Raw genomic sequence first — 26,998 nt, 5'->3', positions numbered from 1 at the left:
AAGCGCGGCCAGTCAGACGAAGGGCCCCACGGACACCAGGTCCGCGGGGCCCCTCCGACGGTTCAGCTCACCAGCCGCGCTCGGCCAGCCGGTGCGGCTCCGGGATCTCGTCCACGTTGATGCCGACCATGGCCTCGCCCAGGCCGCGGGAGACCTTGGCGATCACGTCAGCGTCGTCGAAGAACGTGGTCGCCTTGACGATGGCCTCGGCGCGCTGCGCCGGGTTGCCGGACTTGAAGATGCCCGAGCCGACGAAGACGCCCTCGGCGCCGAGCTGCATCATCATCGCGGCGTCCGCCGGGGTGGCGATGCCGCCCGCGGTGAACAGCACGACCGGCAGCTTGCCGGTGGCCGCGATCTCCTTGACCAGCTCGTACGGCGCCTGCAGCTCCTTGGCGGCCACGTACAGCTCGTCCTCGGGCAGCGACGTGAGGCGGCGGATCTGCTGGCGGATCTGGCGCATGTGCGTGGTCGCGTTCGAGACGTCGCCGGTGCCGGCCTCGCCCTTCGAGCGGATCATCGCGGCGCCCTCGGTGATGCGGCGCAGCGCCTCGCCCAGGTTGGTCGCACCGCACACGAACGGCACGGTGAAGTTCCACTTCTCGATGTGGTTCGTGTAGTCCGCCGGCGTCAGCACCTCGGACTCGTCGATGTAGTCGACACCGAGGGACTGCAGCACCTGGGCCTCGACGAAGTGCCCGATGCGCGCCTTCGCCATCACGGGGATCGAGACGGCCTCGATGATGCCGTCGATCATGTCGGGGTCGCTCATGCGCGACACGCCGCCCTGCGCACGGATGTCCGCGGGCACCCGCTCGAGCGCCATGACGGCCACCGCGCCCGCGTCCTCGGCGATCTTCGCCTGGTCGGGCGTGACGACGTCCATGATGACGCCGCCCTTGAGCATCTCGGCCATGCCGCGCTTGACGCGCGCGGTGCCGACCGTGCCCACGGTGTTCTCGCCGGTCACGGATTCAGTCACGGTTACCTCGCATAGTTCTCGCCGGTGGGATCGACGCCGGTCGTTCCGGGCGCGGTCGGCGCCCTGCCTCGATCTTATCGCCCGGCCTGCGGCGTCCCCGCCGCCGCCCGCAGAACGGTCATCTGCTGGACGCCGCGGTCACCCGGCGGCGGGCTCCAGCCCGTGCGGCAGGGCGTCGTCGAGCTCGACGGTGCGCGGCATCGGGGCCCGGCCCGCCAGGTGGAACAACCGCACGTACCAGAGCCTGCGCACCCGCCGGGCCTGCGCCACGGCCTCGTTGTGGAAGCGACGGGCCAGGGTCACCCGGTACCAGGCGGACGCCAGACCCTCCACCACCTCGCCGGCCGGGCCCACCCGCAGGTCCCGCACCGCCTCGGGCGAGCCCAGCGCCTCCCGGAGCGTCGCCGTGAGCCCCGACTCGGCCCGCTCCCGGGCCGCGCCCAGCCCGTCCATCTTCAGCGCGGCGGCGGGCGAGGTGACCGCGCCGGCGTCCGACGCCGTGTACGCGGCGTCGGCCACCAGCACCGAGCTCGCGGGGTCCAGCGCGCCCGACGCCGCCAGCTCCACCGCCACCGAGGCCCGCCGCACGAGCTGCGCGTCCAGGGCGATGCGCGACGCCGCGACCTTGCGGTGCAGCCGGTCGAGCCGGGAGGCGCCCTGCCAGGCGAACACCAGCCCGACCATGACCACGGCGAGCGCGACGAGCGCCATCTCCGACCAGGTCATGCGTCACCCCCGACCCGGCGCGGGAACAGCCCCATGAAGCGGCCCACGACGTCGCCGGCGATGGCGTGGTCGGCGTCGAGCGTCATCTCGTAGACGGCCAGGACCTGCTCCGTCACGCCGGACCAGTCGAACCGCTGGACCCACCGCCCCGCGTGCGCGCGGTAGGCGTCCCGTCGCGCGGGGTCGGCGATCAGGTCCAGCACGGTCGAGGCGAGGTCGGCGGGGTCACCGGTGCGGAACAACGCGCCCGCGGCGCCGTCGTCCAGGACGCGCTGGAAGGCGCCCAGGTCGCTGGCCACCACGACCGAGCCGGCGCTCATCGCCTCCACGAGCACGATGCCGAAGCTCTCGCCGCCGGTCTGCGGGGCCACGTACAGGTCGGCGGACGCCAGCAGCGCCGCCTTGTCGGCGTCGGACACCGCGCCCAGGAACTCGACGGACGACGCCCGCTCCCCCAGCGCCTCCCGCGTCTCGGCAACGATGCCGTTGCCCCGCCCGGCCACGAGGAACCGCGTGCCGGGCACCCGGTCCAGGATCGCGGGGATCGCCTGCACCAGCACGCTCAGCCCCTTGCGCGGCTCGTCCAGGCGGCCGAGGAAGGCGACGGTCGGCGCGTCGGGCGTGCCCGTCCACTCCGGCCGCCGGCCGCTGCTCGCGAACACCTGCGTGTACACCCCGTTCGGGATCACGACGGCGTCGCCGCCCAGGTGGTCCACGAGGGTGCGGCGCGCGTCCTCGGAGACGGCGATCCGGGCGGCGATCTTCTCCAGCGACTGCCGCACCAGCGGGTAGGCGACCTGCAGCGCCCGCGAGCGCACCTGCGAGGTGTGGAAGGTGGCGACCACGGGCTCGGTGGCCTGCCACAGGGCGAGCATCGACAGGGACGGGACCATCGGCTCGTGCAGGTGGACGATGTCGAACGGGCTGCCGCCGATGCCGCCCTCCAGCCAGCGGCGCACCCGGGTGGCGGTCAGCGGCCCGAAGGTGAGCCGCGCGACCGACCCGTTGTAGGGCACGGGCACGGCCCGGCCGGCGGCGGTGACGACGTCGGGCAGCTCGGTGTCGTCGCTGGACGGAGCCAGCACCGAGACCTGGTGCCCCGCGGCCTGCAGCGCCTCGGCGAGGTCGCGCACGTGGAACTGGACGCCGCCGGGGGCGTCGAACGAGTACGGGCAGACGATGCCGACACGCAGCGCGCGGTGGCCGCGCCGCCGCGCGCTTCTCATCCGTTCTCCCGCGCGGGGGCCGGGTCGGGCTCGGGCTCGTCGCGCGCGGGGGCCAGGTCGGGCGGGGTCGCGGACCGCTGCGCCGCCCGCTGCCGGGCCGGGCCGAGGTCGGCGACGAACACGCGCTGCAGCATGTGCCAGTCGTGGGTGTGCTCCACGATCGTCCCCGCGAGCTGGTCGACCCAGCCCTGGGTGAGGATCCGGGCCTGCTCGGCGCGCGGCAGCGCGGCGTCGGGCACGGGCACGGGCGGGTAGAAGTGGATGACGATGCCCCACGGCGTGCCGGCCGCCCGGCGCCGGTCGCCGCGCAGCCGTTCGTAGGTGATGCCGACCGCGCTGACGGGGACGCCTGCCTCCAGGCCCAGCAGGGCCGGCCCGGCGGCCACCCGGGCGCGGTGCCCGGCGAGGTCCACCTCGATGCCGGTCGAGGTGAGGTCGCGGTCGCTGAGCAGCGGGATGAGCTTGCTGCCCTCCTTGGCGCCGCGGACCAGGGAGCCCAGCACGTCGCCGTTGCCCAGGGCCAGGACCTCGATGCCGAGCGAGCCGCGGAACCGCACGAACTCCTGGAACAGCTCGTCGGGCTTGAGCCGTTCGGCGACGGTGAGCACGCTCGCGAGGTACTGGGAGCCGTACGCGCCGGCCAGGTCCCAGTTGCCGAGGTGGCCCAGCGCGAGCGAGGCGGCGCCGCCGTCGGCGATCACGGGACGCACGTGCTCGTCGTAACCCTCCACGCGCACGCGCGCCCGGAGCTTCTCGGAGGTGACGCCCTGGAGGGTGAACGCCTCGCGGAAGTAGCGCATGTAGCTGCGCATGCCCACGCGGGACAGCCGGCGGACCGCCTTCTCGTCCAGGTCGGGCCGCACCCGCGCGTAGTTGCTCTCCATGCGCCGCACACCCTTGCCGCGCCGCAGCCAGGTGATGTCGGCCACCGCGGTGAACACGGCCCGGAGCACGGGCTCGGGGATCTTCGTGGCGTTGCGCCACGCGAACGTGTAGGCCGCCGCGACGTCCATCAGGCGCCCTGCCCGGCCAGCGGGCCGTCGTGCTGCTCCAGGCCACGGCGGGCGAGCTGCGCCCGCACCGTGGCGATGCGCTGGAACACGGTCACCAGGCTCGCGAGCGCCAGCAGCGTGAGCATGACCTCGGCCACCACCACCGGCAGGCCCACCTGCATGAAGGTGAACGGGACCAGCGCGAGGAGGAGCCGGTCGGCGCGTTCGGCGATGCCCACCTGCGCGGTGGCCCCGACGCTCTCGGCGCGGGCCCGCGCATAGGGGACGACGCTCCCGAGCACCAGGCAGGCGAGCGCGGCGCACGTGCCCCACAGGCCGTGGTGCTCGTCGGGGTGGAGCACGAACCAGAGCGTGATGCCGGCGAACACCGCGCCGTCGGACACGCGGTCGAGCGTGGAGTCGAGGAACGCGCCCCACGGACCCGAGCGCCCGGCCAGGCGCGCCATGACCCCGTCGAGCGAGTCGAAGAGGACGAAGAAGCCGATGAGGAGGCCGCCCACGAGCGTGTGCCCCATGGGGAGCAGCGTCAGGGCCACCGCGGTGACCACGACGGTGCCGGCGATCGTCACCGCGTCCGGCGAGACCCGCAGGGCCAGCAGCAGGCGCGCCAACGGGGTGAACAGCGTGGTCATGAAGGAGCGCAGGCCCCGTAACATCAGTTCTCCTCTCCGCCCCCCGCGGTCTCCCAGGCCTCCGCGAGCCGACGACGGGTGTCCGCCAGCAGCTCGGGCAACGCCTTGGTCTGGCCCACCACGGGCAGGAAGTTCGCGTCACCCAGCCAGCGCGGCACCACGTGCTGGTGCAGGTGTGCCGCGATGCCCGCGCCCGCCACCTCGCCCTGGTTGATACCAAGATTGAAGCCTGCGGGCGCGTGGACGGCGCGCGACACGCGCATGGCCTGCTGAGTCATCCGTGCCAGCTCGACCGTCTCGGCGGCGTCGAGGTCCGTGTAGTCCGAGACGTGCCGGTACGGGAGCACCATCATGTGCCCTGAGTTGTACGGGTACAGGTTCAGCACGACGTAGCACCGCTCCCCGCGGGCGACGACGAGGCCCTGCTCGTCGTCGCCCGCCGGGATGCGGCAGAACGGGCACTGCTGGGTGGTCCCGTCGGCCGGCTTGTCCTGCCCGCCGATGTAGACCATGCGGTGCGGCGTCCAGAGCCGCTGCAGGCCGTCGTCGGAGGGACCGAACGCCGTCGGCGACTCGGGGGTGGGCTCGCTGTTCATCCGAGGACGCCCTTCGGGCCGGTCAGACCTGCACGCGGTCGCTGACCGCCTTCACGATCCGCTCGATCGCCTCGGCGACCGGCACCCCGTTCTCCTGGGTGCCGTCGCGGAAGCGGAACGACACGGCGCCCGCCTCGACATCCTCCCCGCCCGCGATGAGCACGAACGGGACCTTCTCCTTGGACGCGTTGCGGATCTTCTTGCCGAACCGGTCGTCGGACAGGTCGAGCTCGGCGCGGATGCCCTGGGCGCGGAGCTGGGCGACGACGTCCTTGAGGTAGTCGTCGAAGGCGTCGGCCACGGGCACGGCGAGCACCTGGACGGGCGCGAGCCAGGCCGGGAACTGGCCGGCGTAGTGCTCGATGAGCACGCCCATGAACCGCTCGATGGAGCCGAACTTGGCCGAGTGGATCATGACCGGCTGCTGGCGGGTGCCGTCCGCGGCGGTGTACTCCAGCCCGAAGCCCTTGGGCTGGTTGAAGTCGTACTGCACGGTGCCCATCTGCCAGGTGCGGCCGATGGCGTCCTTCGCCTGCACAGAGATCTTGGGGCCGTAGAACGCGGCGCCGCCCGGGTCGGCCACGAGCTCCAGGCCGGTCTCGCGCCCGACCCGCTCCAGGATCTCCGTGGCGGCGACCCAGTCCTCGTTCGAGCCCACGAACTTGTCCGGCTTGGAGTCGTCGCGCGTGGACAGCTCCAGGTAGAAGTCGTCCAGGCCGAAGTCGCGCAGCACGCTGAGCATGAAGTCGAGCAGGTGCTTGACCTCGGCCGGGGCCTGCTCCGGGGTCACGTAGGAGTGCGAGTCGTCCTGCGTCAGGCCGCGCACGCGTGTCAGGCCCTGCACGACGCCGGACTTCTCGTACCGGTACACCGACCCGAACTCGAACAGGCGCAGCGGCAGCTCACGGTAGGAGCGCCCGCGCGAGGCGAAGATCAGGTTGTGCATGGGGCAGTTCATGGCCTTGAGCCGGTACTTGGACCCCTCGAGGTCCATCTCCGGGAACATCGTGTCCGCGTAGTACGGCAGGTGGCCCGAGGTGTGGAACAGCCCGTCCTTGGTGATGTGCGGGGTGCCGACGTAGGAGAAGCCCTCCTCGATGTGGCGCTGGCGGACGTAGTCCTCCATGACCCGCTTGATCACACCGCCCTTGGGGTGGAACAGCGGCAGGCCCGAGCCCACCTCGTCGGAGAAGCTGAACAGGTCCATCTCGGCGCCGATGCGGCGGTGGTCGCGGCGCTCGGCCTCGGCCAGTCGCTCCAGGTACGCCTTCAGCTCGTCCTTGGACGGCCACGCCGTGCCGTAGACGCGCTGCAGCATCGGGTTCTTCTCGCTGCCGCGCCAGTAGGCGGCGGCGTTGCGCATGAGCTGCACGCCGTTGCCGATCAGGCGGGTGTTCGGCAGGTGCGGGCCGCGGCACAGGTCCTTCCAGACCACGGTCTCGCTCTCGCGGCCGGCGCCGCGCACGTTGTCATAGATGGTCAGCTCGCCGCCGCCGACCTCCACGTTCTCGCCGCTGTCGCCGTCCGCCGCGCCGCCCTTGAGCCCGATCAGCTCCAGCTTGTACGGCTCGTTCGCCAGCTCGGCGCGCGCCTCGTCCTCGGTGACGACGCGGCGGCGGAAGGTCTGGCCCTCCTTGATGATGCGGCCCATCGTCTTGTCGAGGGCCTTGAGGTCCTCGGGCGTGAACGGGGTCTCGACGTCGAAGTCGTAGTAGAAGCCGTCCGTGACGGGCGGGCCGATGCCCAGCTTCGCGTCCGGGTTGACCTGCTGCACGGCCTGCGCCAGCACGTGCGCGGCGCTGTGCCGCAGCACGGCGAGGCCGTCGGGCTCGCCGATGGTCACCGGCTCGACCTTGTGGCCGGCCGGGATCTCGCGGTCGAGGTCCCACAGCTCGCCGTCCACGCGCACGACGACCACGTCACGGCGGTCGCCGTACAGCTCGACGCCGGTGGTCGTCGCCGTGGTCGTCGTCGCCTGCGTGGTGTTCTCAGCCGGGGTCTCGCCACCGGCGAGGTCGGTGGGGCTGGGCGGCGATGCGACGTCGGACACAGGAGTGCTCCTTGGGGAACGGAAGACGAAATGGATCGAGGGGCACCGTCCGCGCGGACGGTGCCCCTCGATCGTACCGATACAGTGCCGGTCCCGTGCTCGCGGTCGCACCGCGGGCGGACCGGCGGATCAGCTGTCGCGGAAGTCCTTGGCCTTCTCACCCAGCGAGTCGATCGCGCCGTCGGCCTTGTCCGGCGCGAACTCCTTGAGCTTGTCGGTAGCGGCGTCGACGTTCTCGTCGGTGAGCTGCTCCTTCGCCTTCGCGACGTTGTCCGGGTCGGTCACGAACTCCTTGGCCTTGTCAAAAAGCCCCATGGTTCGACTCCTCTTCGACACAGGCACACCAGGTGCGCCCCCTGCGCACGACGGGGTCCCGCCGGCCCCCCGAACCTACGTGCACACGCCACCGCGCGCGCGGCAACACTGCCCGACCAGGTATCTCGCAGGGCTGAAAAAGTCGGCGGGCGACTCCACCGTCTCGTAACGTCAGCCTGTGGAGTACCTGATCGTCGCAGTCGTCGCCGCCATCCTGATCATCGCCGTCACCTCGCTCGCGCCCAAGGCAGGCGTCGCGGCCCCGCTGGTCCTGGTGGTGCTCGGCGCGGGCGTCAGCCTGCTGCCGTGGGTACCGGCGGTCGAGATACCCCCCGAGGTGATCCTCGGCGGCGTGCTGCCCCCGCTGCTCTACTCCGCCGCCGTCGGGCTGCCGTCGATGGACTTCCGGCGGGACTTCACGGCCATCGGCGGCCTGTCGGTGACGCTCGTGGTGATCAGCTCGGTGCTGCTCGGGCTGCTCTTCCGGTGGCTGATCCCCGGGATCGACCTCGCCACGGCCATCGCGCTGGGCGCCATCGTGAGCCCCACCGACGCCGTGGCGACCTCGATCGTGAAACGGCTCGGGGCGTCCCCGCGCAGCGTCACGATGCTGGAGGGCGAGTCGCTGCTCAATGACGCGTCCGCCCTGGTGCTGCTGCGGTCCGCCATCGCGGCCACCGCCGCCTCGGTCAGCCTGTGGGAGGTCGTGGGCGACTTCGCCTACGCCGCCCTGGTGGCCGTGGCGATCGGCGTGCCCGTCGGCTGGCTGGGCCTGCGGGTGCGCCGCCGGCTGGGCCACGCCGCGCTGAGCACCGCCGTGTCGTTCGTGGTCCCGTTCGTGGCCTACCTCCCGGCCGAGGAGCTCGGCGCGTCCGGCCTGGTCGCCGTCGTGGCGGCGGGCCTCGTGACCGGCAACGGCTCGCCGCGCTACCTGCGCCCGCAGGACCGGATCGCCGAACGCTCCAACTGGCACACCGTCGAGCTGCTGCTCGAGGGCGCCGTGTTCCTCATCATGGGCATCGAGCTGTTCGCGCTGATCGAGGACGTGGAGTCCGGCACCGGGTCCGTCTGGCAGGCCTTCCTGGTCGCCGCGATCGCCGGCGTGGCGATCCTCGTGGTGCGCGCCGCGTTCGTGACGCCGCTCATCGGCATCCAGGCCCGCCGCGCGCGGCGGGGCGAGGCCGTGCGCGAGACCCTCACCGCGTTCCAGGACCGGATCGATCAGCGCGCCGCCGCGACCCCGCCCGCGACCGCCGAGCCGGACCAGGCCACGGGACGGCGCAAGGGCCGCCGCTCGACCGCCGAACGCCTGGAGCGCATCCAGGGCACGCTGCGGCGCCGGACCGCCGACATCGACTACGACCTCGCCCGGCCGCTCGGCTGGCGCGAGGGCACGCTGCTGGTGTGGGCGGGCATGCGCGGCGTGGTCACCCTCGCGGCGGCACAGACGCTGCCGGGCGGACCCGACGGGACGCCGCACCGGTCGTTCCTCATCCTGGTCGCGTTCGGCGTCGCGTTCGGCACACTCCTGGTCCAGGGCAGCACCCTGCCCTGGCTGACGCGTCGGCTCGGCCTGATCGGACAGGACACGGCGGGCGACCTGCCCGCCCTGCGGCGCGAGCAGGAGCGGGCGGCCCGCGCCTTCCTCGCCGAGCCGCACCGCCCGGACGGCACGCCGTACGACGCCGGCGTGGTCGCCCGCGTGCGCAAGGACACCTTCCGGGAGCACGAGTCCCAGGACGAGGACGCGGTGCTCACCAAGGAGCGCTTCATCCAGTACCGGGAGCTGCGGCTCGCGACGATCGCCGCCCAGCGCGAGGAGCTGCTCGCCGCGCGATCGGCCGGGACCTTCGACTCGGCCCAGCTCGGCACCGCCCTGGACCTGCTGGACGCCGAGCAGATCGCCGTCGAGATGCGCAAGGGCAAGTTTTCGCTGCGTGAGGAGGACCCGGAGCGCTAGCCTCCGGTCGTGACGGACTACACACCGCTCCACCTCGACTGGCCGGGCTGCCTGAACGCCCGTGACCTGGGCGGACTCCCGCTCACTGGCGGGGGCACGATCCGTGAGCGCGTGCTGGTGCGCTCCGAGTGCCCCAGCTACCTGACCGACGTCGGCGTCGCCGCCGCCACGTCCTACGGGCTGGCGCGGATCATCGACCTGCGCCGGCCGGAGGAGCTCGACGAGTGGCCGAGCCGGCTGGCCGGCGGGACCACCCTGCACCTGCCCGTGCAGGGTCCCGGCGACCCCGAGGAGGGGCCCTGGGTGCACCTCTACCAGGGGATGCTGGACCGGCGCCCGGAGCTGTTCGCGCGCGCCGTGGGGGCCATCGCGGACGCGCCCGAGGGTCCCGTGCTGGTGCACTGCGCCGCCGGCAAGGACCGCACGGGCCTGGTCGTCGCGCTCGCGCTCACGCTCGCCGGGGCCGACGTCGACGCCCTCGCCGACGACTACGAGGTCACCAACGAGCGGCTCGCGCCCCGGTACGTCGAGCGGGAGGCCGAGCCCGGCTACGACCGGCCCGCCGAGCGCCGGGTGCCGCCCGCCCGGCACGTCATCCTCGGGGCCCTGGAGCACCTGCGCACGCGGCACGGCGGCGTCGAGGCGTACCTGGCCCACGGCGGGCTCACGCCGGGGCACGTGCGGGCCCTGCGCGCCCGGCTGGTCGGCTGAGCGGGCCTAGCTCCCGGGGAAGGCCAGCTCCTGCCACCGGCCCGCCTCGTCCGCCGTCAGCGCACGGCCGAAGATCGCCAGCCGGTCGGCGCCGCCGGACTGCCGCTCGCCGCCGTCGCGGTTCGCGCCGATGTGCAGGGTGCGCGACGTGCACGCGTTCGCCGCCTCGTAGCCACCGATCGTGGCGGTGGCGGCCTGCGTTCCGTCGACGTACACCGTGATCACGCCGGCGGTCGAGAGGGTCACGACCAGCTCGAACCAGCGGTCGGTCGGGACGACGGCGCTCGTCGTCGTCCCGGTGCCCGCCGTGATGACGCGGATGTTGTTCGACGGCGTGGTGTCGATCATGATGCCGTCGGAGTCGCTGCTCGCGGACCGGTGGTCGAAGAGGCGGCGGTAGTCCGACTGACCGGGATCGATCCGGAACTCGCCGGCGAACGTCGACTCCTCGAGGTACCCGAGCGCGAAGGGCTCGCCGCTCGTGACGTAGCCCGTCGTCGCGAGCTGCTGGGCCGCACCCGTCGGCCCGTCGGCGAGCACGCCGAGCGTGCCCTCGACCCGCCAGTCGTGGCCGTTTCCGGACTGGTCGCCGTCGGCGTCACCCCCGAGGTTCCACGCGACGAGCGTGCCGTCGGGGTCGGGTACCGGGCACGGCGTCGGCGGTCTCACGTCCACCACCGCCGTGCGGCTGAGCGTGACGTCGCCCGCGGTCAGCGTCGCCGTGATCGGCGACTGCCACGTGGCGTTGCCCGCGCCGACGGTGACGGTCACGGTCCGCTCGACGCTCTCGCCGGGCGGGATGGTGCCGAACGTGAACTCGGAAGGCTCGGCGGTCCAGTCCGGGTAGCCCGGCGCAGTGTCGTCCGGGACCGAGACCCGCACTGCCGCGTCCTCGACCGGCTCCGATCCGATCGCGGACGCGCGCACGGTGACCGGGATCTCGTCGCCCGACGTCGCCGTCGCGGGCGCCGTGATCGACAGCGCCGCCGTGGCCTTGGCCACGTACCGCTTCCCGGCCTGCCCCTCGAAGACCACGACGCCGTCCTCGACCGTCGACTCGACGGGCCGGCCCCTGTGGTCGGTCAGCGTGAACAGGCCCGGCTGGAAGATCTGGTTCCCGATCCGCAGCTCGCCGTCGTTCGCGGGCCGGATCTCGATCCGCCGGACCGATCCGTCCGCCCACGTCGCGTCGACCTCGACGTCACCTCGAGCCTTCAGGCCCGAGTACGAGCCGTCCGGCCAGGCCGTCGGCAGCGCGGGCAGCACGTCGATCCGTCCGGCCTGGCTCTGCAGCAGCATCTCCGCGACGCCGGACGTCGCGCCGAAGTTGCCGTCGATCTGGAACGGCGGGTGGTCGTCCCACAGGTTGTCGAGCGTCGAGCCCTTGAGCTGCTCGGAGAGCAGCTTGTGTGCGCGGTCGCCGTCGAGCAGGCGCGCCCAGAAGTTGATCTTCCACGCCTTCGACCACCCGGTCCCGCCGTCGCCGCGCCCCTCCAGCGTGGTGCGGGCGGCCTCGGCGAGCTCCGGTGTCGCGGCGGGTGAGACGGCCGTCCCGGGGAAGAGCGCGTAGAGGTGGGAGACGTGCCGGTGCTGGTTCGACGGGTTGTCGAGCGCCTGCTCGACCTTCCACTCCTTGAGCTGGCCCCACGACCCGACGGCGAGGCCCGGGTAGATGCCCCGCAGTTTCTCGTCGAGGTCGGAGAGGTAGACGGCGTCGTCCTCGCCGGTGAGCTCGGCGGCGGCCGCGGCCGAGGTCAGCAGCTCGGTGACGATCTGCTGCGAGATCGACGCCCCGACCGTGAAGTCGCCCTGCTCGGGCGAGTAGCTCGGCGTGACCACGTAGGTGCCGTCCGTGTCGCGCACGAGGAAGTCGATCCAGAACTCCGAGACCGCCTTGAGCATCGGGTAGGCGCGCTCCCGCAGGAACTGCTCGTCCCCGGTGAAGAGGTAGTGCTGCCAGTAGTGCTGGGCCAGCCACGCCGCGGCGTCCGGCTGCCAGAACGACTGCGGATACTGGTGGAAGCCGGTGAAACCGTAGGGGTTCGTCTCGTTCCCCACGACCCAGCCGCGCGCCCCGTACATCTGGCTCGCCGTCACCTTTCCGGGGGCGACCATCGAGTCCACGTAGTCGAAGAACGGCTGCGTGGTCTCGGCGAGGTTGGTGGTCTCGGCCGGCCAGTAGTTCATCTGCAGGTTGATGTTCACGTGGTAGTCGGCGTCCCACGGTGGGTTGTTCACCCGGTTCCAGACGCCCTGCAGGTTCGCCGGGAGCGAGCCGCCGCGCGAGGACGAGACCAGCAGGTAGCGGCCGTACTGGAAGTACAGCTCCTCGAGCGCCCGGGCGCTCTCGGGGTCGATCGTCGACCGGTACTCCGCCAGCAGCTCGTCGGTGGGGATGTCAGGGAGCCGGGCGCCGAGGTCGAGCTCCACACGGTCGAAGAGGCCCCGGTAGTCGCTCTGGTGGCGCTTCAGGAGGGACGTGAACCCACGGTCGGACGCCGCATCGACCGCCTGGGTGACCTGCTCGTGGGGGTCGACGCCGGTGCGGTAGCCCGCCGCGTGGTCCATCGCGAAGTCGGTGGCGGCGCTGAGCACGAGCGTGACGGAGCTCGCGCCCCGGACGCCGATGGTGCCGTCGCCATCGGTCACCGACCCGCCGCTGTTGAGCACCTGCAGCTGCGACTCGAAGCGCAGCCCGTTGTTCGCCAGCCGCCCCGCCGTCGTGAGCCGCCCGCCCTCGGCCGTCCGGGTCACCTCCGTGCGCCCGGCCGGGAGGTCGATCCGTGCGTCGAACCCGATACGGCCGCGCTTGTCGGCCGTCAGACGTACGACGACGACGTCGTCGGCCGCGGAGGCGAAGTACTCGCGGATGTAGCCGACGCCGTCGGCGGTGAACGATGTGGTCACCACCGAGTCGCCGATGTCGAGCTGCCTGCGGTAGTCGCTCGCCTCCCCGATGCCCGTCATGGTGAGGTCGAGGTCGCCGAAGGTCTGGTACGACCCGAAGTTGAGCTTCGGCTTGCCCAACAGGTCCGCCATCGTCTCGGGTGCGACGCCTCCGGTCGGCGACCGGGCGATGAGCTGCCGGGCCTCCTCGATCGTCCGGGGCCTGCGGCCGTCGGTCCAGTTGCCGTAGTCGTAGCCGCCCTGCGCGCCGGGTCCTCCGGTCCAGAGGCTCTTCTCGTTGAGCTGGAGCTTCTCGTCGGTGACGCCCCCGTAGACGACGGCGCCCAGGGCACCGTTGCCGATCGGGAGCGCGCGCTGCTCCCAGTTGCGCTGGTGGTCGCCGGCGGTCGACAGCGGCTCGTCGAACCAGATCGTGTCGGGCGCCCCCTCGAGGCGCGGGCGGTCGTCCCGCACGGTCGTGTCCTCCGGTGCTGTCGTGTCCTTCGGGGCGGTCGTGTCCCTCGGGGCGGCGGCGTCCGGTGCGGCCGCGGCGGGAACCACCGCCGCAGCGGATATCGGCGCGGCGAGCAGCAGCGCCAGCGCGGCCGCGATCGCTCGTCGAGGGGGTCGGCGCATCAGTGGTGGGATCGAGCGGCAGGTCATCCTCGGCCTCCGGAACATCGACGTCGTCGTCGTCTCCCGCGCCACCGTGGACGCCGGGCGGTGCTCGCGAGCATTCAAGCAACGCGCCCGGAGCAGTGTCAACCAAACACCTGATGTTTCCTTGCCCGGCTCGCCCGAGATAGGGAGCAGACGGGACGATTCAGCCAAGCCTCGTACCCAGAGATCCGATGTATGGGAGTGGTCACCTCACACTGATCCACCGGCACCAGACATGCAAAAGACCCTCTGACCTGCGAATTCGCTGGTCAGAGGGTCTTGCCGTGCTGGTGGGCGATACTGGGATCGAACCAGTGACCTCTTCCGTGTCAGGGAAGCGCGCTACCGCTGCGCCAATCGCCCGAGGTGGGTACGGGATTCGAACCCGTGTGTACGGCTTTGCAGGCCGCTGCCTCGCCTCTCGGCCAACCCACCGTGCTCCCCACCAAAGCGGGTATCGAGCGGATGACGGGACTTGAACCCGCGACCCTCACCTTGGCAAGGTGATGCTCTACCACTGAGCTACATCCGCGCTATGACCATCCTGGACCCTTCGGTCCCGGCGTGGTGACGCTCCGGAAGAGTAGTTCACAAACGGCGTGCCGGTCCAATCGAAATCGCCGCGCCACCTGCAGCCGCGCCTCCGGGCCTCCGCACGACGCGGGCGGGGCCGCCAGGAATGCCCGGCGACGCCGCCCGTGCAGGTCAGGACAGGGTCGCTCAGTAGATCGAGACGCCGTACACGCTGAGCGCCTCGGTCACGGGCTGGTAGAACGTGGTCCCGCCGGTGGAGCAGTTGCCGCTGCCGCCGGAGGTGATGCCCAGAGCGGTCGACCCGCTGTACAGCGCGCCGCCGGAGTCACCGGGCTCGGCACAGACGTTCGTCTGGATCATGCCCCGCACGGTGCCGCTGCCCTGGTAGTTGACGCTCACGTTCAGGGCGGTGACGGTGCCGGTGTGCACGCCGGTGGTGGAGCCGTCCCGGGTGACGCTCTGGCCCACGTAGGCGTTGCCGGCGGTGTAGCCGCCGGGGTGGCTCAGCGATGTGTTGTCGTACCGGACCAGGGCGTAGTCGTTGCCCGGGAAGCTGGAGCCGACCGTCGCGCCGACGAGCGTGGTCTGCGCCGAGTTGGTGTACCAGGTGGGCGCGACGTCGCCGCAGTGCCCGGCCGTGAGGAGGTAGTACTGGCTGCCGCTGCGGACGTTGAACCCGACCGAGCAGCGGTAGCCCGAGCCGTAGATGGCGTCACCCGACGCCAGCAGGGGCTTGAAGACGCCGGCGGCGCGCTTGACGGTCAGCGCGCCCTTGTCGGCGCCGGCGGCTGCGCGGACCTCGGCGAGCTCCGCGGCGGAGACGGTCGAGTCGGCGGTGACGACCACCTTGCCGGTGGCCGTGTCGGTGTACCAGGCGACGCCGTCGACGTCGGCCTCGCCCACCGCGGCGTGCACGGTGGCGAGCTCGGCCACGGTGGGCCGGTCGGGCGCGGCGACGGCCGCCGGCCCCGCGAGCGTGGACGTCGCGAGGCCGAGCCCTGCCGCGAGCGCGATGAGACGGGCCGTGCTGGCCGAACCGGGGCGGATCGTGGTGCGAGTGAACCTCATGGCACATCCTCCTGGGTTGTGGGCACGCTGGCGGCGTGCCCTGCTCGGCAGGAACGGGACGCCGTCACCTGCCGTCTCGCTGGCGGCGAGTATTACCCGTCCACAATTCACCCCACAAGAGCCCAAAGCAGTTGTAACCGGCCGGAAATGAAATCGGGGCTCTCGAACGCCTTTCACCCTGCGTTTTCATGGATCGACCGGGTTAAACAAGACCTCACAGCTCGTTTTCATCCCATAACCCCGGGGAGGGGCCAGAGGGGCTATGTTCGGCGGCATGAGTGCTTCCGACGTCATCCCCGCCCAGCTCATCCACCTGCTCGAGAAGCCGAACTACGCGTTCCTCGGCACCATCCGTCCCGACGACACGGTCCAGGTGAACCCGATGTGGTTCGACTTCGACGGCGAGACGCTGCGCTTCACGCACACCACCTACCGGGCCAAGTACCGCAACCTGCAGCACAACCCGTCGATGAGCCTCGCGATCCTGAACGACGAGAACGCGTTCAACTACATCGAGGTGCGCGGCAAGCTCGTCGAGGTGGTCCCGGACCCGACGGGCGACTTCTACGTGCACCTGGGCAAGCGGTACGGCAACGCCGAGCAGCAGCCGCCCGCCGACAGCGCGGACCGCGTGATCCTGGTGATGAGCATCGAGCACTACACGACGCAGTAGTCGTGTCCCGGACGGCGGGCCGTGCCGCGGCCCGCCGTCCACCGATGAGTTTCTCCCGCACGGCCGGTCACCACGAGCACACACCGAACACCGAGGAGAGACCGATGCAGAAGCTCATGGTGGACTTCATCATCTCGCTGGACGGCTACGCGGCCGCCGAGGGCTGGCCCGGGTTCTGGGGCCTGGAGGGGCCGGAGTACCTCGCCTTCCTCGGGGAGGACGGCGAGAACCAGCACACGACCCTCATGGGCGCCGCCACGTACCGGCTGATGCACGGGATGATGGCCCAGGCCCCCGAGGACCCGATGGCCGACATGCCCAAGGTGGTGTTCTCCTCCACTCTTGAGACGCCGCTGTCGTGGGCCAACACCGAGCTGGTCGCCGGCGACGCCGTGAAGGCCGTGCGGGAGCTCAAGGAGACCTCGGCCCGCCCGCTGCGCACGCTCGGCAGCCTCAGCCTGAGCCGGTCGCTGCTCGAGGCCGGCCTGGTGGACAGCTTCCGCGTGGTGGTGTTCCCGGTCATCACGGGCGCCACCGGCCGGGAGCGCATCTTCGACGCGTATCCCGACGTCGCCCTGGACCTGGTGGAGAGCCGCACGTTCGACGGGCGCCTGCAGCTGCTGGAGTACACGCCCACCGTGCTCGACGGCCCGCCCGGGGCCGGCAGCTGAGGCCGGACGCGGACGGACGGATGGAGACGCCATGCTGACGCAGGTCGCGGAGGGCGTTCTGGTTCACCGGAGCGAGCTGCTCCGGAACAACACCGTCGTCGTGCGGGGGCAGGACGGCGTGCTGGTCGTCGACGCCGGGATCACGGGCTCCGAGATGGCCTGCCTCGCGAACGACCTGAACGAGCTGGGCCTGCCCGTCGTGGCGGGCTTCTCGACGCACCCCGACTGGGACCACGTGCTCTGGCACGCCGAGCTCGGCGAGGCCCCGCGCTACGGCACCGCCCGCTGCGCCGCCGACATGCAGGCGCTCCGGTCGGCCGCGGACTGGCGGGCGCGCGTCGCCGAGGGGCTCCCGCCGGAGATCGCCGACGACGTCCCGCTGGACCTCTTCGGCCTCGTCACGGGGCTGCCTGCCGGGACCGAACGGATCCCGTGGGACGGCCCCGCGGTCCGGATCATCGAGCACCCGGCGCACTCCCCGGGCCACGCGGCGCTGCTCGTCGAGACCCGCGGCGTCCTCGCCGCCGGCGACCTGCTCTCCGACGTCTTCGTGCCGATGCTCGGCGACTTCACCGACACGAGCGACCCGGTCGAGGAGTACCTCGCCGGGCTGCGGACGCTGGAGGACGTCGCGAGCGACGTCGAGGTGCTCGTCCCCGGCCACGGGTCCGCCGTCGCCGGGACCGGCCGGGTGCGCGCGCGGATCGACCTGGACCGCGCGTACCTGCACGCCCTGCGGGACGGTCGCACGCCCGACGACCCGCGCATCGGCGGGTCGGCCGAGCCCGGCTGGGAGTGGGTGAGTGACATCCACGAGGGGCAGGCGCGGAGCGTCGCCCGGAGGAACGGGCGCGGTCCGGCGACGGGCTCAGCTGGTACAGGTGGACGTCGCGCGCCTGTTGCTCCGTGATGAGCGCCGTGCCCCCGAGAGCATGGCCCGCCCCCGGTGCGGCTCAGCGTTGCTTCAATCGTCAGGGGGAAGCCAGCTGACCGCCCTCCGGGTGATATTGAGCCAGGAGACGTTCATTCCGTTGCCGGCATCTTCCCAGCATGAAACGCTTTGTCCCCTTTATTCCCTACATCCGGGGAGATTTCATGCTGGGAAGCCAAAGATGGTTCCGGCGGTCAGTGGCCACAGCGGCCGTCGCAGCGTTGCTCGGCCCGCTCGTCGCTGGTGCGGCACAGGCCAACGAGCCACCGCTCTGGCAGACGGAGATCGCGAAGATCCCGTCCACGGAGTACGACCACGACGCGCTGACGTACATGACCGAGGGCACCGAGGCCCTGCGGCCATGGGTCGACGCCGAGTCCCTGGCGGAGAGCCGGTTGGAACCGGTGCTGCAGGACGTCGGCGACGCGTACTTCGACGGCGCGAGATTCGAGGGCCGCGCGGAAGCCGAGGTCGCGTTCGACAACTTGACGCACTTCGAGTCCTTCCTCAAGTCCCGCATGACCGGTGCGTCGCCGCCGAACGGGGATGCCGAGGTCGGGTACGTCACCGCGCTGGTCAAGTCCATGACAGGAGTGCGGCTGCTGTCCGACGCGGCGATCCAGGACGCCGAGGTCACGATCGGGCCGTTCCGCGACGCTCCTAAGGACATCGAGCGCCCGGCGGGCCTGGACGAGGCGTTCGCCCTTCTCACCGCCGCTGAGGCAGATCTGGCCAAGTCTGACGAATTCTTCCTCAAGGCCAACATCGAGCCGGCCACGATCAACAGCGAACGGGCTTGGGGCAACGGCTTCGCGGTTCTGGAGACATTCGGGATCACGTACGAGGGGGATCACGACGGCGACGGCGTCATCGACGTCGTCGAGCTCCGCTTCGGCTCCAGCCCGCTGCTCGAGGACTCCGACTTCGACGGGCTGACCGATCAGTTCGAGATCACCGAGCTCGCCGGCTGGACCTGGCCGGGCAATCCCGACAGCGACAGCGACGGGGTCGGCGACGGCGACGAGGACATCGACGGCGACGGCCTGACCAACCTGCAGGAGCAGGACCTCGGGACCTCACCGACGAACCCCGACACCGACGGCGACGGTGCCACAGACGGCGACGAGGTCGCCGCCGGTAGCGACCCCTTGGTCCCGGACCAGCCCGAACCAGAGCCTGTTCCTGGCACAGACCTGCCGCCTATCGAGACGACGCCCACGGACCAGGACACGGACGGCGACGGACTCGATGACATCGAGGAGACCGACGAGTACGGCACCGACCCGCATGACGCGGACACGGACGGCGACGGGCTCTCGGACTTCCAAGAGGTCGACGCCGAACTCACCGATCCCACGACGTCGGACACGGACAGCGACGGGCTCTCCGACTCCTACGAGATCCAGCACGCCGTCGACGAGGGGATCGACCCGCTCGTCTTCGACGAGCGGGTGAGCGAGTGGGACTACGTCACCGACTTCATGGTCGGCCTGGTTGCGGGCGAGTTCGACACGCGCGACTCGATGGCATGGTTCGCGGGCAACATCTGCTCGACGGCGCTCAGCTTCATCCCGGTCGTCGGGTGGATCGTCGGCGGCATCACCGACCTGCGGGACGCGATCGCCGGCGCGATCAACTCCGACTGGGTCGGGCTCGGCATCAGCCTGGCGAGCATCGTGCCCTACGTCGGCGACGCCGCGGCGATCATCGGCAAGACCGTCCGCTTCATCGGCAAGTTCGCGCACCGGACGAACGACATCGTCCGATGGCTGACCAGGCAGGACTGGCTCGGCGATGCCGCCAAGTCGTCGATCCTGAAGGAGGTCTTCGGCGCCGACTACGACACGCTCGTGCGCAACGGGCTGCCGGACGGGATGATCATCCGCCTGGCCAAGAGCCAGAAGAGCGACCTCAAGCGCCTCGCCGAGGTGCTCGCGGACCCGCTGCGCAAGGCATCGGGCACGACGACTCGACCGTTGCGGTCCGGCAAGGCCGGCGAGGCCTTCGTCGGGAACGACCTCACGGCGCTCGGCAGGAGCGTCACCGTGAACCGCACACCACCGCGTCTGAAGCTGATGACCTCGGACGGGTACCGCTATCCCGACGTCGTCGAGGAGCGGCCGAACAACGCCGGGCAGGTCTTCCACGAGGTCAAGACCGGTACGCCCAAGTACAAGGGATCCGCTCGACAGTGCGAGAAGGACGCCGAGATCATGCGGGACCCGAACAACACCGTCTTGGGGATCGAGTGGCACTTCGCGCCATGGAACGATTGGCAGAACGGAGGTGTCGCGCTCGGGATCGAGCAGGACGTCCTTGACTGCCTGCGCCGCAACGGCATCCCGTTCACGATCTACATGCCGCAGTCGTAGGACGCAGCGGGTGGGTGCGGCGCACCGAGGCGCCGCACCCACCCGCTGTGCGACCCGTATACACGTCACACAGGAGGCACAGGTGTTCGGACGAAGCCCACGCTGGGAGGACCCAGGTGTCCCCGGTGAGCGCGATCCCGACGGGTGGTACCACTACGAGGGCGCCGCGTTCGCTGCCGTCGCACCCGTGAGGACCGCGATCGGCGAGGCACCCGAGCATTTTGTGGACCTCTACGACCCGTCAGCCCCTCCTGTCCCCCGCGAGCAGTTTCTCGGCTCCATCGAGTTCGCGACCAAGGACGGGAAGACGTGGGACGTCGGTATCAGCGACGACCACTTCGGCGCGCTGGACGACGGCGAGGACGACCCCGACGGCGACGACCTCGTCACGGTGCTCCTCAGGGAGCAACCACAGATCCGATTCGCGATCCACCCCGACCGGGAGGTCTACCAGCTCGCGACCGACGGGCGGCTGACCGCCTCGGACGTGGTCGCCACCATGCTTCGGGCGGTGGCGCAGGCCCATCGTCAGCTCGCCGACCCCAGCTAGACGGCCGCAACTGGCCCATGAGCACCGCGGTGCGCCAGAGCGGGGCCAGTTCTTCGCTCCTCGAATCGTTGCGCCACGGGTCGGGCGCGGAGCGAGTCCACGCCAAGGGCTCCTGCCGTCCACACCGGCAGTGCCGGTCCCGCACGCCCGAGGCCGCGCCGCCGCGCGGGGGCAGCGCCGTCGCAACCCACCGGCCTGATCTGCGGCTGTAGTACCAGGCCGATCTCCCAGTCAGCGACACAGCGCGGCCGTCGTTGTAGGTATTGACGAGCCACTTGGTGCAGGGTGTCCACGTGGACGAACAGCAGATCCGGCAGGCGTTTGACGAGGTGCTCGACCAGGCCTTGGTCTTCCACGGCTTCACCGACTACATGCGTGACTACGACCTCTACATCTACGCGACAGCGGATCCACGAACGGGTATCGAGCCCGAGCACCTCCGGTACCGGTTCACCCATTGTGTTCGCGCGACAGTGACCACGGCCGTTCGGCGTGATGTCTGGCTCTATTCGCAGGATGACGACCTGATCGACTACGACGCTTGGACTCGGTCGGGCGAGCGCGAAGCGTACGTGTGGGGGGTGAAGTGGCAGGTGTTGTACCCGGGCATGCAGCTCCTACCTGCGTCACGCGAGACACAGGAGTGGTCAGGCGACATGGGCCGGCCGTTCCACGAGGCACTGATCGAAACCAACGGGCACAACTTGTCGCTCATCTTCTCTGGCCTGGAGATCACCACAGTCGCCCCTGGGGCTTCTCCATTCGTCGTTCCGGCATCAGGTCCAGATGCGTAGTTCCCCATTGAGTAGTAGCCCGGCCCTCTTGGCATGACGGCACACCAGGGCGCGGATATGACGGGGCGGTCGCTCTACACTCACCGTGTGCTGCATGAACTCTGGGAGGACCCCGAGGGGAGTCCATACATGTTCTGCCTCGCCGGCAAACATGGGGAACAGGCCCGCGCAGGTCTCTCCACCGCTGCTCGCCTCACATGGACAGTTGAAGCCAGCAGCCACTTCGAGGCAATGACGCTGTACTACGTGCATCAGGGCTGGGGCGTCTACACGACGAGTTACCCCGACTGGGACAAGAAGACCTACGCCGAACACGGCTGGGAGTTGTGAGCACGAAGTTGGCCCACGGGGCATCCGGCGCCTTGCGGCGTTTCGCAGGTTGGGTTGCCCGCGGGTCGGTCGGGCATCCACTCCTCGACGGGATCGACTACTGGGACGGCCCGCGCGACTCGCCGAGCCAGATGGAGACCCTCTTCGCGATCTTCGCCAACGTCCTGGAACTCGACGACTACGGCGAGCCCGTGAACGAGAAGCACGCCGAGCGACGAGCAGCGGCATGGCTCTACAAGTACTGCACCGGGAGCCTGCCGCCGGGCGAACCAGAACTCGAAACTTGGAAAGTCGCGCTCTACTGACGACTGCGGCTCAGTTGCGCAGCCGGGCGATGATGGCGGTCAGGACGACGGCGTCAGACGACGGTCCACTGTGGGACCCCCGCCCGAGCATGTCAGCCGTTACCGCCGGTCACGCAGCAACTTCGCGTGATTGCGGTGGGACCGCGATCTTGTCGTCGGTGGGGTCGGAGGCAGTGCTGCCCGCTGCGGCGGGCAGCACCACGAGCCCGTCGAGCGCCCCGGCAATGCGGGCATCAAGCGCCATGTACCGCCGTCTGGTAACACATCGCTGCGTTCGGTGTCGTGTGCCCCAGTCGGGCCATGAGCTCGGCGATGGTCGCCCCGGTACCGGCCGCGAGCGTGGCTGCGGTCGTGCGCAGGTCATGCAGCTGCAGGCCTGGTCGGCCGATCGCCTTGCGTGCCTTGTTCCACGCCTCCCAGAAGGTCGACTGCGAGATCGGCGTCCCCATGGTGGAGGGGAACACGAGCCCGTCGGGGCCGGGCTGCGCGCCGTCGTCGAGCTGTTCCTCCAGGGCGGACGTCACAGCGGGCGGCAGCACCACACACGGCGCGCAGCGGCCGTCGTCACGTCCCGGACGACCTTGCCCCGCCCGCGAAGGTTCTGGACCTGGCTGTGCACGTTCACCGTGCCGCCCGCCACATCCACGTCCCGGCGACGCAGGTTGCGCAGTTCTCCGGACCGCAGCCCGCTCCAGGCCGCGACCAGCACCATGACCCGGTACCGCTGGGGCAGGTACTCCAGCAGCACGGCGACCTCGGCCGGCGACGCCACAGCCTTGGCAGATGCGCGTGGCGCGTTCGACGCGCCGCGCATGGTGCACAGGCTGCGGTCCAGCAGACCATCCCGCACAGCGGCGTTGAACGACGACAGGAACCCGTAGACGCGGGCTGCCATCGTCGGGCCCGTGGAGGCCCGGACCTCGGTCAGCCACGCCGCGACGTCCAGCGAGGTCACCGACCGGAGCCCGACCCGTCCGATCGGCTTGTCCGTGATGAACCGCTCCCGGTACCGGTCGTACTCCTCCCGGCTGCGCGGCGACAGGCGCCGCAGGGCGAGGTTCTGCTCCGCGTACTCGTCCACGGTGATCGTCACCGCCACGGTTCGCCATGCCGGCGGCGTCCACTCACCGCGAGCGATCAGGCCCTCTTCCCGGGACAGCCACGCCTCGGCGTCGACCTTCGCAGCGAAGGGCAGCGAGTGCTTTGCCGTGTCCGGCCCGACGTACCGGGCACGGAACCCCGTCGTCTTGCCCGTGCGGGCGTTCTTGCGACGCTCGACCATCGCTTCTCTGTCATGGCACTACCTCCCACAGTCAGGTGTTCTGCGAACACCGGCCTGTGGGACCGCTGTGGGACCGCAGGTGTCCCAAACTGGCTCCTGCTGCCCACACCAGTCCACCAGCACCAGACATGCAGAAGGCCCCCGGTCGGCGTCTCCGCCGGCCCGGGGGCCTCTTTTTACGCGTGGGCGATACTGGGATCGAACCAGTGACCTCTTCCGTGTCAGGGAAGCGCGCTACCGCTGCGCCAATCGCCCGTCGTGCTGCGAGGTGGGTACGGGATTCGAACCCGTGTGTACGGCTTTGCAGGCCGCTGCCTCGCCTCTCGGCCAACCCACCGCTCGGCCAGACAGCAGCCGACGGCTGCTCTCTTCAGCCGAAGAATCACGAGAGCGACTTTCAGAGCGGATGACGGGACTTGAACCCGCGACCCTCACCTTGGCAAGGTGATGCTCTACCACTGAGCTACATCCGCGAAGCCGGGCATCCTGGGGTTTCCCCCGGTGTTCCGGCGTTCTGAACATTAATCGAACGGAGGGCGAACCGTCCAATCGCGCGCGCCGCCCGTACGGTTGTCCCGTGTCACCCCGCCCGGCCCATCCGCCCGCAAACCGCACGATCCCACCGGTTCCGTCCCGCCCCGGCGCCCCAGCGACCCCACCTGACGTGACGGGCGCCACCGGCTGGGCGAGCTTCGCCGGACGCGTCGCGACCGACGCCGTCGAGTGCGTCGACGTGCTGGAGCAGCCGGAACGCCTGGAGACCGGCACCTGGTTCGTCGTCGCCGACTTCGAGGGCCGGGCACGCGCGTGGCGTTTCAACCAGGTGCGTGACGCCTCCAGGGAGCCCGCCGGAGCGGGACCCGACGGCACCGGGCCCGCCGGCACCTGGCACGGACCGGCGTCCGACACGTGGACGACCTCGATGGACCAGGTGACCTACGAGGCCGCCGTCGAGCGGGTGCGCGAGTACGTGCGCGAGGGCGAGGTCTACCAGGCCAACATCTGCCGGGTGCTGTCCGCTCCCCTGCCCGGCAGCGTCGGCGGCACAGCGAGCGCCGAGCCCGACGCCCGGGCGCTCGCGGCCCGCCTCGCCGCGGGCAACCCGGCCCCGCACGCGGCCGCCGTGCACGTCCCCGCCGCGAGCGGGCTGGACCCGGTGTGGGTGGTGAGCGCGTCGCCCGAGCTGTACCTGTCGCTGGCCGACGGGCCGGACGGGCCCGTCGTGGAGTCGGGCCCGATCAAGGGCACGGCCCGCACGCCCGACGGCCTGACCGACAAGGACCGGGCCGAGAACGTGATGATCACCGACCTGGTGCGCAACGACCTGCAGACCGTCTGCCGCCCGGGCACGGTCGAGGTCACGTCGCTGCTCGCTGTCGAGGAGCACCCGGGTCTGGTGCACCTGGTCTCACGCGTGCGCGGCACGCTCTCCGACGACGTCGTCCGCCCCGGCGAGCTGTGGCCCAGGCTGCTGGCCGGCACCTTCCCGCCCGGGTCGGTCTCGGGCGCCCCGAAGTCCAGCGCGCTGCGGATCATCCGCGAGCTGGAGACCGCTCCGCGTGGCCCGTACTGCGGGGCCGTGGGCTGGGTCGACGGCGGCCGGGCCTCGCTCGCCGTCGGCATCCGGACCTTCTGGTGGGCCGACGGCGTGCTCCGGTTCGGCACGGGCGCGGGGATCACCTGGGGATCCGACCCGACGGCGGAGTGGCACGAGACAGAGCTCAAGGCGGAGCGGCTGGTCGCGCTGGCGTCGTCCTGACGGCCCGGGCGCGGGCGGCGTCCGGGCCGCCGTCGCCCAGCCGGGTGTCGGAGGCCCGGACTACCGTGGAGGCGTGGCGCACGTTCCCGGCTCCGGGGTCCCGGAGGTCCTCGCTCCCTACGTCTCCGCCGTCGTCCCGTACGACCTGGACCTGGGAGCCCCGGGCGTGCACCGGGGCATGCCCGGCGTCGGCGTGACGTTCGAGCTGCCGCTCGACGATCCGATCGACGTCGCGTGGGCCGGGTCCGACGGCTCGCGGCGGCAGGCCTGGTCCTGCGTGTCCGGGCTGCACACCCGGCCCGCTGCCATCCACCACGGCGGCCGGCAGCGCGGCGTCAGCGTGTCCCTCACGCTCCGTGGCGCCCGGATGCTGCTCGGTGTGCCCGCGGGCGAGCTCGCCGGCGAGCTGACGAGCCTGCCCGAGGTCGCGCCCCACCTCGCGCACCTGCCCGAGCTGCTCGCCGCGTCCTCCGACGGTGTGTCCCCGGACGGCGCGGCCGTCGTGCGCGTCCTGGTCGAACACCTCGCGCGGGCCGGGGAGCCGGGACCGCGAGCCGACGTCGGGCGGGCGCTGGCCGGCATCGCGCGTGGCGGCCAGGTCCGCGACGTCGCGGCCGAGCAGGGGTGGAGCCGCCGTCGCCTGCAGGACCTCGTCCGCGCCGAGTGCGGGCTCACGCCCCGTGACCTGCGGCGCGTGGCCCGCCTCGCCCGCTCGCGCCGCGCGCTCGTCATCGCCGCCCGGTCGGGACGGGTAAGCCTGGCCGACGTCGCCGCGTCAGCCGGGTACGCGGACCACGCCCACCTGACCCGCGAGTGGGTGGCCCTGGGCGGCTGCACGCCGACCACCTGGCTGCGCGAGGAGTTCCCGTTCGTTCAAGACGTCGCCGACCCGCCTCGGGCATCGTGGGACGTACCCGAACGAGGAGGATCACGATGAGCACCGGACTGTGGGTCACCCTGTCCTACCGCGACGCCGACGCGGGCCTGGCCTGGCTGAAGGCCGTCGGCTTCACGGAGCGCGCCGTCTACCGGGACGACGCCGACCCCGCCGTCGTCCAGCACGCCGAGCTGGCCTGGCCGGAGGGCGGCGGCGTCATGCTCGGCACGCACCAGCCGCGCCCCAACTGGCCGGACCAGGCCGGGACCGGCTCGGCGTACGCGGTGACCGACGACGTGGACGGCACCTACGCGGCGGCGCTGGCCGCCGGGGGCTCCAGCCTCCGCGAGCCCGCCGACCAGGACTACGGCGGCCGGTCCTGCGTGGTGCGCGACCCGGAGGGCAACCTGTGGAGCTTCGGGAGCTACCGCGGCGAGGGCTGAGCGGCCGGGCGAGTCACCGATGAGTTCCGGCGGCCCCCGCCGTCGGACAGGCATGGGAATCGTGAAAGCAGACCTGGCAGTCTCGCTCGACGGCTACTCCGCGGGCCACGACCAGAGCCTGGAGCACCCGTTCGGCCCGCTGGCGGGCGAGCGCCTGCACACCTGGATGTTCGAGTACGGCGACGCGCACCAGGCCGAGGTGGACGCCATCGTCGGCGCGAGCGCGTACATCATGGGCCGCAACATGTTCACGGCCGGCCGTGGCGCGTGGGACCTCGACTGGACGGGCTGGTGGGGCGACAACCCGCCGTACCACGGGCCGGTCTACGTGCTGACCCACCACCCGCGCGAGTCGGTGGAGATGGAGGGCGGCACCACGTTCCACTTCGTCACCGACGGCATCGAGAGCGCGCTCGCCCAGGCCCGGGAGGCGGCCGGCGACGGCGACATCTCCATCACCGGCGGGGCCACCACGCTCAACGAGTACCTCGCCGCCGGGCACGTCGACGAGCTGCGCCTGCACGTGGTCCCGTTCACGCTCGGCTCAGGCACCCGCGTGTTCGACGGCGTGCCGCCCATCGAGTTCTCGTCCACGAGCGTGCGGCACACACCGGAGGTGACCCACGTGACCCTGCGCCGGTGACACACTGGG

27 protein-coding genes and 6 tRNA genes are annotated in these 26,998 nt (G+C 71.2%); 14 read left to right on the top strand and 19 right to left on the bottom strand.

The window, feature by feature from the left end; all coding sequences use genetic code 11:
• Nucleotides 1-67 precede the first annotated feature (67 nt).
• The 8 genes from pdxS to ACIPN7_RS21380 form a co-directional block, all read right to left on the bottom strand.
• On the bottom strand, nt 68-970 hold the full coding sequence (gene pdxS, locus ACIPN7_RS21415) for a pyridoxal 5'-phosphate synthase lyase subunit PdxS (RefSeq protein WP_400547230.1): 903 nt from the start codon (nt 968-970) through the stop codon (nt 68-70).
• Between the two features lie 150 nt (nt 971-1,120).
• Complete coding sequence (locus ACIPN7_RS21410) at nt 1,121-1,708, bottom strand: hypothetical protein (protein WP_400546932.1); 588 nt, start codon at nt 1,706-1,708, stop codon at nt 1,121-1,123.
• Nucleotides 1,705-2,901, bottom strand: a complete 1,197-nt coding sequence (locus tag ACIPN7_RS21405) for a glycosyltransferase family 4 protein (protein ID WP_400547227.1) — start codon at nt 2,899-2,901, stop codon at nt 1,705-1,707. The genes ACIPN7_RS21410 and ACIPN7_RS21405 overlap by 4 nt, the downstream gene beginning before the upstream one ends.
• A 29-nt stretch (nt 2,902-2,930) precedes the next feature.
• The gene (locus ACIPN7_RS21400) at nt 2,931-3,947 is read right to left on the bottom strand and encodes a phosphatidylinositol mannoside acyltransferase (RefSeq protein ID WP_400546929.1); all 1,017 of its coding nucleotides are present in this window, start codon (nt 3,945-3,947) and stop codon (nt 2,931-2,933) included.
• A complete protein-coding gene (gene pgsA, locus ACIPN7_RS21395; RefSeq protein ID WP_400546926.1) occupies nt 3,947-4,603 on the bottom strand; it encodes a phosphatidylinositol phosphate synthase in 657 nt (218 codons plus the stop codon). The genes ACIPN7_RS21400 and pgsA overlap by 1 nt, the downstream gene beginning before the upstream one ends.
• Complete coding sequence (locus tag ACIPN7_RS21390) at nt 4,603-5,175, bottom strand: HIT domain-containing protein (protein WP_285102455.1); 573 nt, start codon at nt 5,173-5,175, stop codon at nt 4,603-4,605. The genes pgsA and ACIPN7_RS21390 overlap by 1 nt, the downstream gene beginning before the upstream one ends.
• Before the next feature lie 22 nt (nt 5,176-5,197).
• Nucleotides 5,198-7,225, bottom strand: coding sequence for a threonine--tRNA ligase (thrS, locus tag ACIPN7_RS21385; protein WP_400546923.1), 2,028 nt, complete (start codon nt 7,223-7,225; stop codon nt 5,198-5,200).
• A gap of 129 nt (nt 7,226-7,354) precedes the next feature.
• Nucleotides 7,355-7,540, bottom strand: coding sequence for a hypothetical protein (locus tag ACIPN7_RS21380; RefSeq protein ID WP_377229514.1), 186 nt, complete (start codon nt 7,538-7,540; stop codon nt 7,355-7,357).
• A 178-nt stretch (nt 7,541-7,718) separates the two neighbouring features.
• Between ACIPN7_RS21380 and ACIPN7_RS21375 the strand changes: the two genes are divergently transcribed.
• Both ACIPN7_RS21375 and ACIPN7_RS21370 read left to right on the top strand, forming a co-directional pair.
• Nucleotides 7,719-9,500 carry a cation:proton antiporter gene (locus ACIPN7_RS21375; protein WP_400546920.1) on the top strand — a complete coding sequence of 594 codons (1,782 nt, stop codon included), beginning with the start codon at nt 7,719-7,721 and terminating at the stop codon, nt 9,498-9,500.
• 9 nt (nt 9,501-9,509) lie between these two features.
• Nucleotides 9,510-10,211, top strand: coding sequence for a tyrosine-protein phosphatase (locus ACIPN7_RS21370; RefSeq protein ID WP_400546917.1), 702 nt, complete (start codon nt 9,510-9,512; stop codon nt 10,209-10,211).
• A 6-nt stretch (nt 10,212-10,217) separates the two neighbouring features.
• Here ACIPN7_RS21370 and ACIPN7_RS21365 read toward each other — a convergent pair whose 3' ends face one another.
• The 5 genes from ACIPN7_RS21365 to ACIPN7_RS21345 form a co-directional block, all read right to left on the bottom strand.
• Nucleotides 10,218-13,733: a glycosyl hydrolase family 95 catalytic domain-containing protein gene (locus tag ACIPN7_RS21365; protein ID WP_400546914.1), complete on the bottom strand. Its 3,516-nt coding sequence runs from the start codon at nt 13,731-13,733 to the stop codon at nt 10,218-10,220.
• A gap of 312 nt (nt 13,734-14,045) precedes the next feature.
• A tRNA-Val gene (locus tag ACIPN7_RS21360) sits at nt 14,046-14,120 on the bottom strand.
• Nucleotide 14,121: 1 nt separating this feature from the next.
• Nucleotides 14,122-14,192, bottom strand: a tRNA-Cys gene (locus ACIPN7_RS21355).
• A 25-nt stretch (nt 14,193-14,217) separates the two neighbouring features.
• Nucleotides 14,218-14,289: transfer RNA gene (locus ACIPN7_RS21350), tRNA-Gly, on the bottom strand.
• Nucleotides 14,290-14,477: 188 nt separating this feature from the next.
• Nucleotides 14,478-15,359 (bottom strand): S1 family peptidase, encoded by an 882-nt coding sequence (locus ACIPN7_RS21345; RefSeq protein WP_400546911.1) that lies wholly within the window; start codon nt 15,357-15,359, stop codon nt 14,478-14,480.
• A gap of 274 nt (nt 15,360-15,633) precedes the next feature.
• Here ACIPN7_RS21345 and ACIPN7_RS21340 point away from each other — a divergent pair, with 274 nt between their 5' ends.
• The 8 genes from ACIPN7_RS21340 (at nt 15,634) to ACIPN7_RS21305 (ending at nt 21,985) form a co-directional block, all read left to right on the top strand.
• Nucleotides 15,634-16,032 (top strand): PPOX class F420-dependent oxidoreductase, encoded by a 399-nt coding sequence (locus ACIPN7_RS21340; protein ID WP_400546908.1) that lies wholly within the window; start codon nt 15,634-15,636, stop codon nt 16,030-16,032.
• Nucleotides 16,033-16,136: 104 nt separating this feature from the next.
• Entirely contained in the window at nt 16,137-16,703 is a 567-nt protein-coding gene (locus tag ACIPN7_RS21335) for a dihydrofolate reductase family protein (protein WP_400546905.1), read from the top strand.
• A gap of 31 nt (nt 16,704-16,734) precedes the next feature.
• Nucleotides 16,735-17,613 (top strand): MBL fold metallo-hydrolase, encoded by an 879-nt coding sequence (locus ACIPN7_RS21330; protein WP_400546902.1) that lies wholly within the window; start codon nt 16,735-16,737, stop codon nt 17,611-17,613.
• A 218-nt stretch (nt 17,614-17,831) separates the two neighbouring features.
• Nucleotides 17,832-20,006, top strand: coding sequence for a hypothetical protein (locus ACIPN7_RS21325; protein WP_400546899.1), 2,175 nt, complete (start codon nt 17,832-17,834; stop codon nt 20,004-20,006).
• Nucleotides 20,007-20,088: 82 nt separating this feature from the next.
• The gene (locus ACIPN7_RS21320) at nt 20,089-20,556 is read left to right on the top strand and encodes a hypothetical protein (protein ID WP_400546896.1); all 468 of its coding nucleotides are present in this window, start codon (nt 20,089-20,091) and stop codon (nt 20,554-20,556) included.
• Nucleotides 20,557-20,849: 293 nt separating this feature from the next.
• Complete coding sequence (locus tag ACIPN7_RS21315) at nt 20,850-21,350, top strand: hypothetical protein (protein WP_400546893.1); 501 nt, start codon at nt 20,850-20,852, stop codon at nt 21,348-21,350.
• Between the two features lie 87 nt (nt 21,351-21,437).
• The gene (locus ACIPN7_RS21310) at nt 21,438-21,680 is read left to right on the top strand and encodes a hypothetical protein (RefSeq protein ID WP_400546890.1); all 243 of its coding nucleotides are present in this window, start codon (nt 21,438-21,440) and stop codon (nt 21,678-21,680) included.
• Nucleotides 21,677-21,985 carry a hypothetical protein gene (locus ACIPN7_RS21305; protein WP_400546887.1) on the top strand — a complete coding sequence of 103 codons (309 nt, stop codon included), beginning with the start codon at nt 21,677-21,679 and terminating at the stop codon, nt 21,983-21,985. The genes ACIPN7_RS21310 and ACIPN7_RS21305 overlap by 4 nt, the downstream gene beginning before the upstream one ends.
• Before the next feature lie 109 nt (nt 21,986-22,094).
• On the opposite strand, the gene ACIPN7_RS21300 is transcribed toward ACIPN7_RS21305, so the two are convergent.
• The 6 genes from ACIPN7_RS21300 to ACIPN7_RS21275 form a co-directional block, all read right to left on the bottom strand.
• Complete coding sequence (locus tag ACIPN7_RS21300; RefSeq protein WP_400546884.1) at nt 22,095-22,229, bottom strand: hypothetical protein; 135 nt, start codon at nt 22,227-22,229, stop codon at nt 22,095-22,097.
• Nucleotides 22,219-22,509: a tyrosine-type recombinase/integrase gene (locus ACIPN7_RS21295; RefSeq protein ID WP_400546881.1), complete on the bottom strand. Its 291-nt coding sequence runs from the start codon at nt 22,507-22,509 to the stop codon at nt 22,219-22,221. The genes ACIPN7_RS21300 and ACIPN7_RS21295 overlap by 11 nt, the downstream gene beginning before the upstream one ends.
• Nucleotides 22,506-23,267: a tyrosine-type recombinase/integrase gene (locus tag ACIPN7_RS21290; protein WP_400546878.1), complete on the bottom strand. Its 762-nt coding sequence runs from the start codon at nt 23,265-23,267 to the stop codon at nt 22,506-22,508. Before ACIPN7_RS21290 ends, ACIPN7_RS21295 begins: the two co-directional genes overlap by 4 nt.
• Before the next feature lie 183 nt (nt 23,268-23,450).
• Nucleotides 23,451-23,522: transfer RNA gene (locus ACIPN7_RS21285), tRNA-Val, on the bottom strand.
• A gap of 11 nt (nt 23,523-23,533) precedes the next feature.
• Nucleotides 23,534-23,604: transfer RNA gene (locus ACIPN7_RS21280), tRNA-Cys, on the bottom strand.
• 64 nt (nt 23,605-23,668) lie between these two features.
• Nucleotides 23,669-23,740, bottom strand: a tRNA-Gly gene (locus ACIPN7_RS21275).
• Between the two features lie 191 nt (nt 23,741-23,931).
• Between ACIPN7_RS21275 and ACIPN7_RS21270 the strand changes: the two genes are divergently transcribed.
• The 4 genes from ACIPN7_RS21270 (at nt 23,932) to ACIPN7_RS21255 (ending at nt 26,989) form a co-directional block, all read left to right on the top strand.
• Nucleotides 23,932-25,026, top strand: coding sequence for a chorismate-binding protein (locus tag ACIPN7_RS21270; protein WP_400546875.1), 1,095 nt, complete (start codon nt 23,932-23,934; stop codon nt 25,024-25,026).
• A gap of 73 nt (nt 25,027-25,099) precedes the next feature.
• Nucleotides 25,100-25,963 (top strand): helix-turn-helix domain-containing protein, encoded by an 864-nt coding sequence (locus ACIPN7_RS21265; protein WP_400546872.1) that lies wholly within the window; start codon nt 25,100-25,102, stop codon nt 25,961-25,963.
• Complete coding sequence (locus ACIPN7_RS21260; RefSeq protein ID WP_400546869.1) at nt 25,960-26,346, top strand: VOC family protein; 387 nt, start codon at nt 25,960-25,962, stop codon at nt 26,344-26,346. Before ACIPN7_RS21265 ends, ACIPN7_RS21260 begins: the two co-directional genes overlap by 4 nt.
• A gap of 52 nt (nt 26,347-26,398) precedes the next feature.
• Entirely contained in the window at nt 26,399-26,989 is a 591-nt protein-coding gene (locus tag ACIPN7_RS21255; protein WP_400546866.1) for a dihydrofolate reductase family protein, read from the top strand.
• The last annotated feature ends 9 nt before the right edge of the window (nt 26,990-26,998 follow it).

Origin of the sequence: Promicromonospora sp. NPDC090134, from assembly GCF_044746965.1 — a bacterium.
GTDB lineage: Bacteria > Actinomycetota > Actinomycetes > Actinomycetales > Cellulomonadaceae > Promicromonospora.
This window is presented reverse-complemented; position numbering and strand designations above follow the sequence as displayed.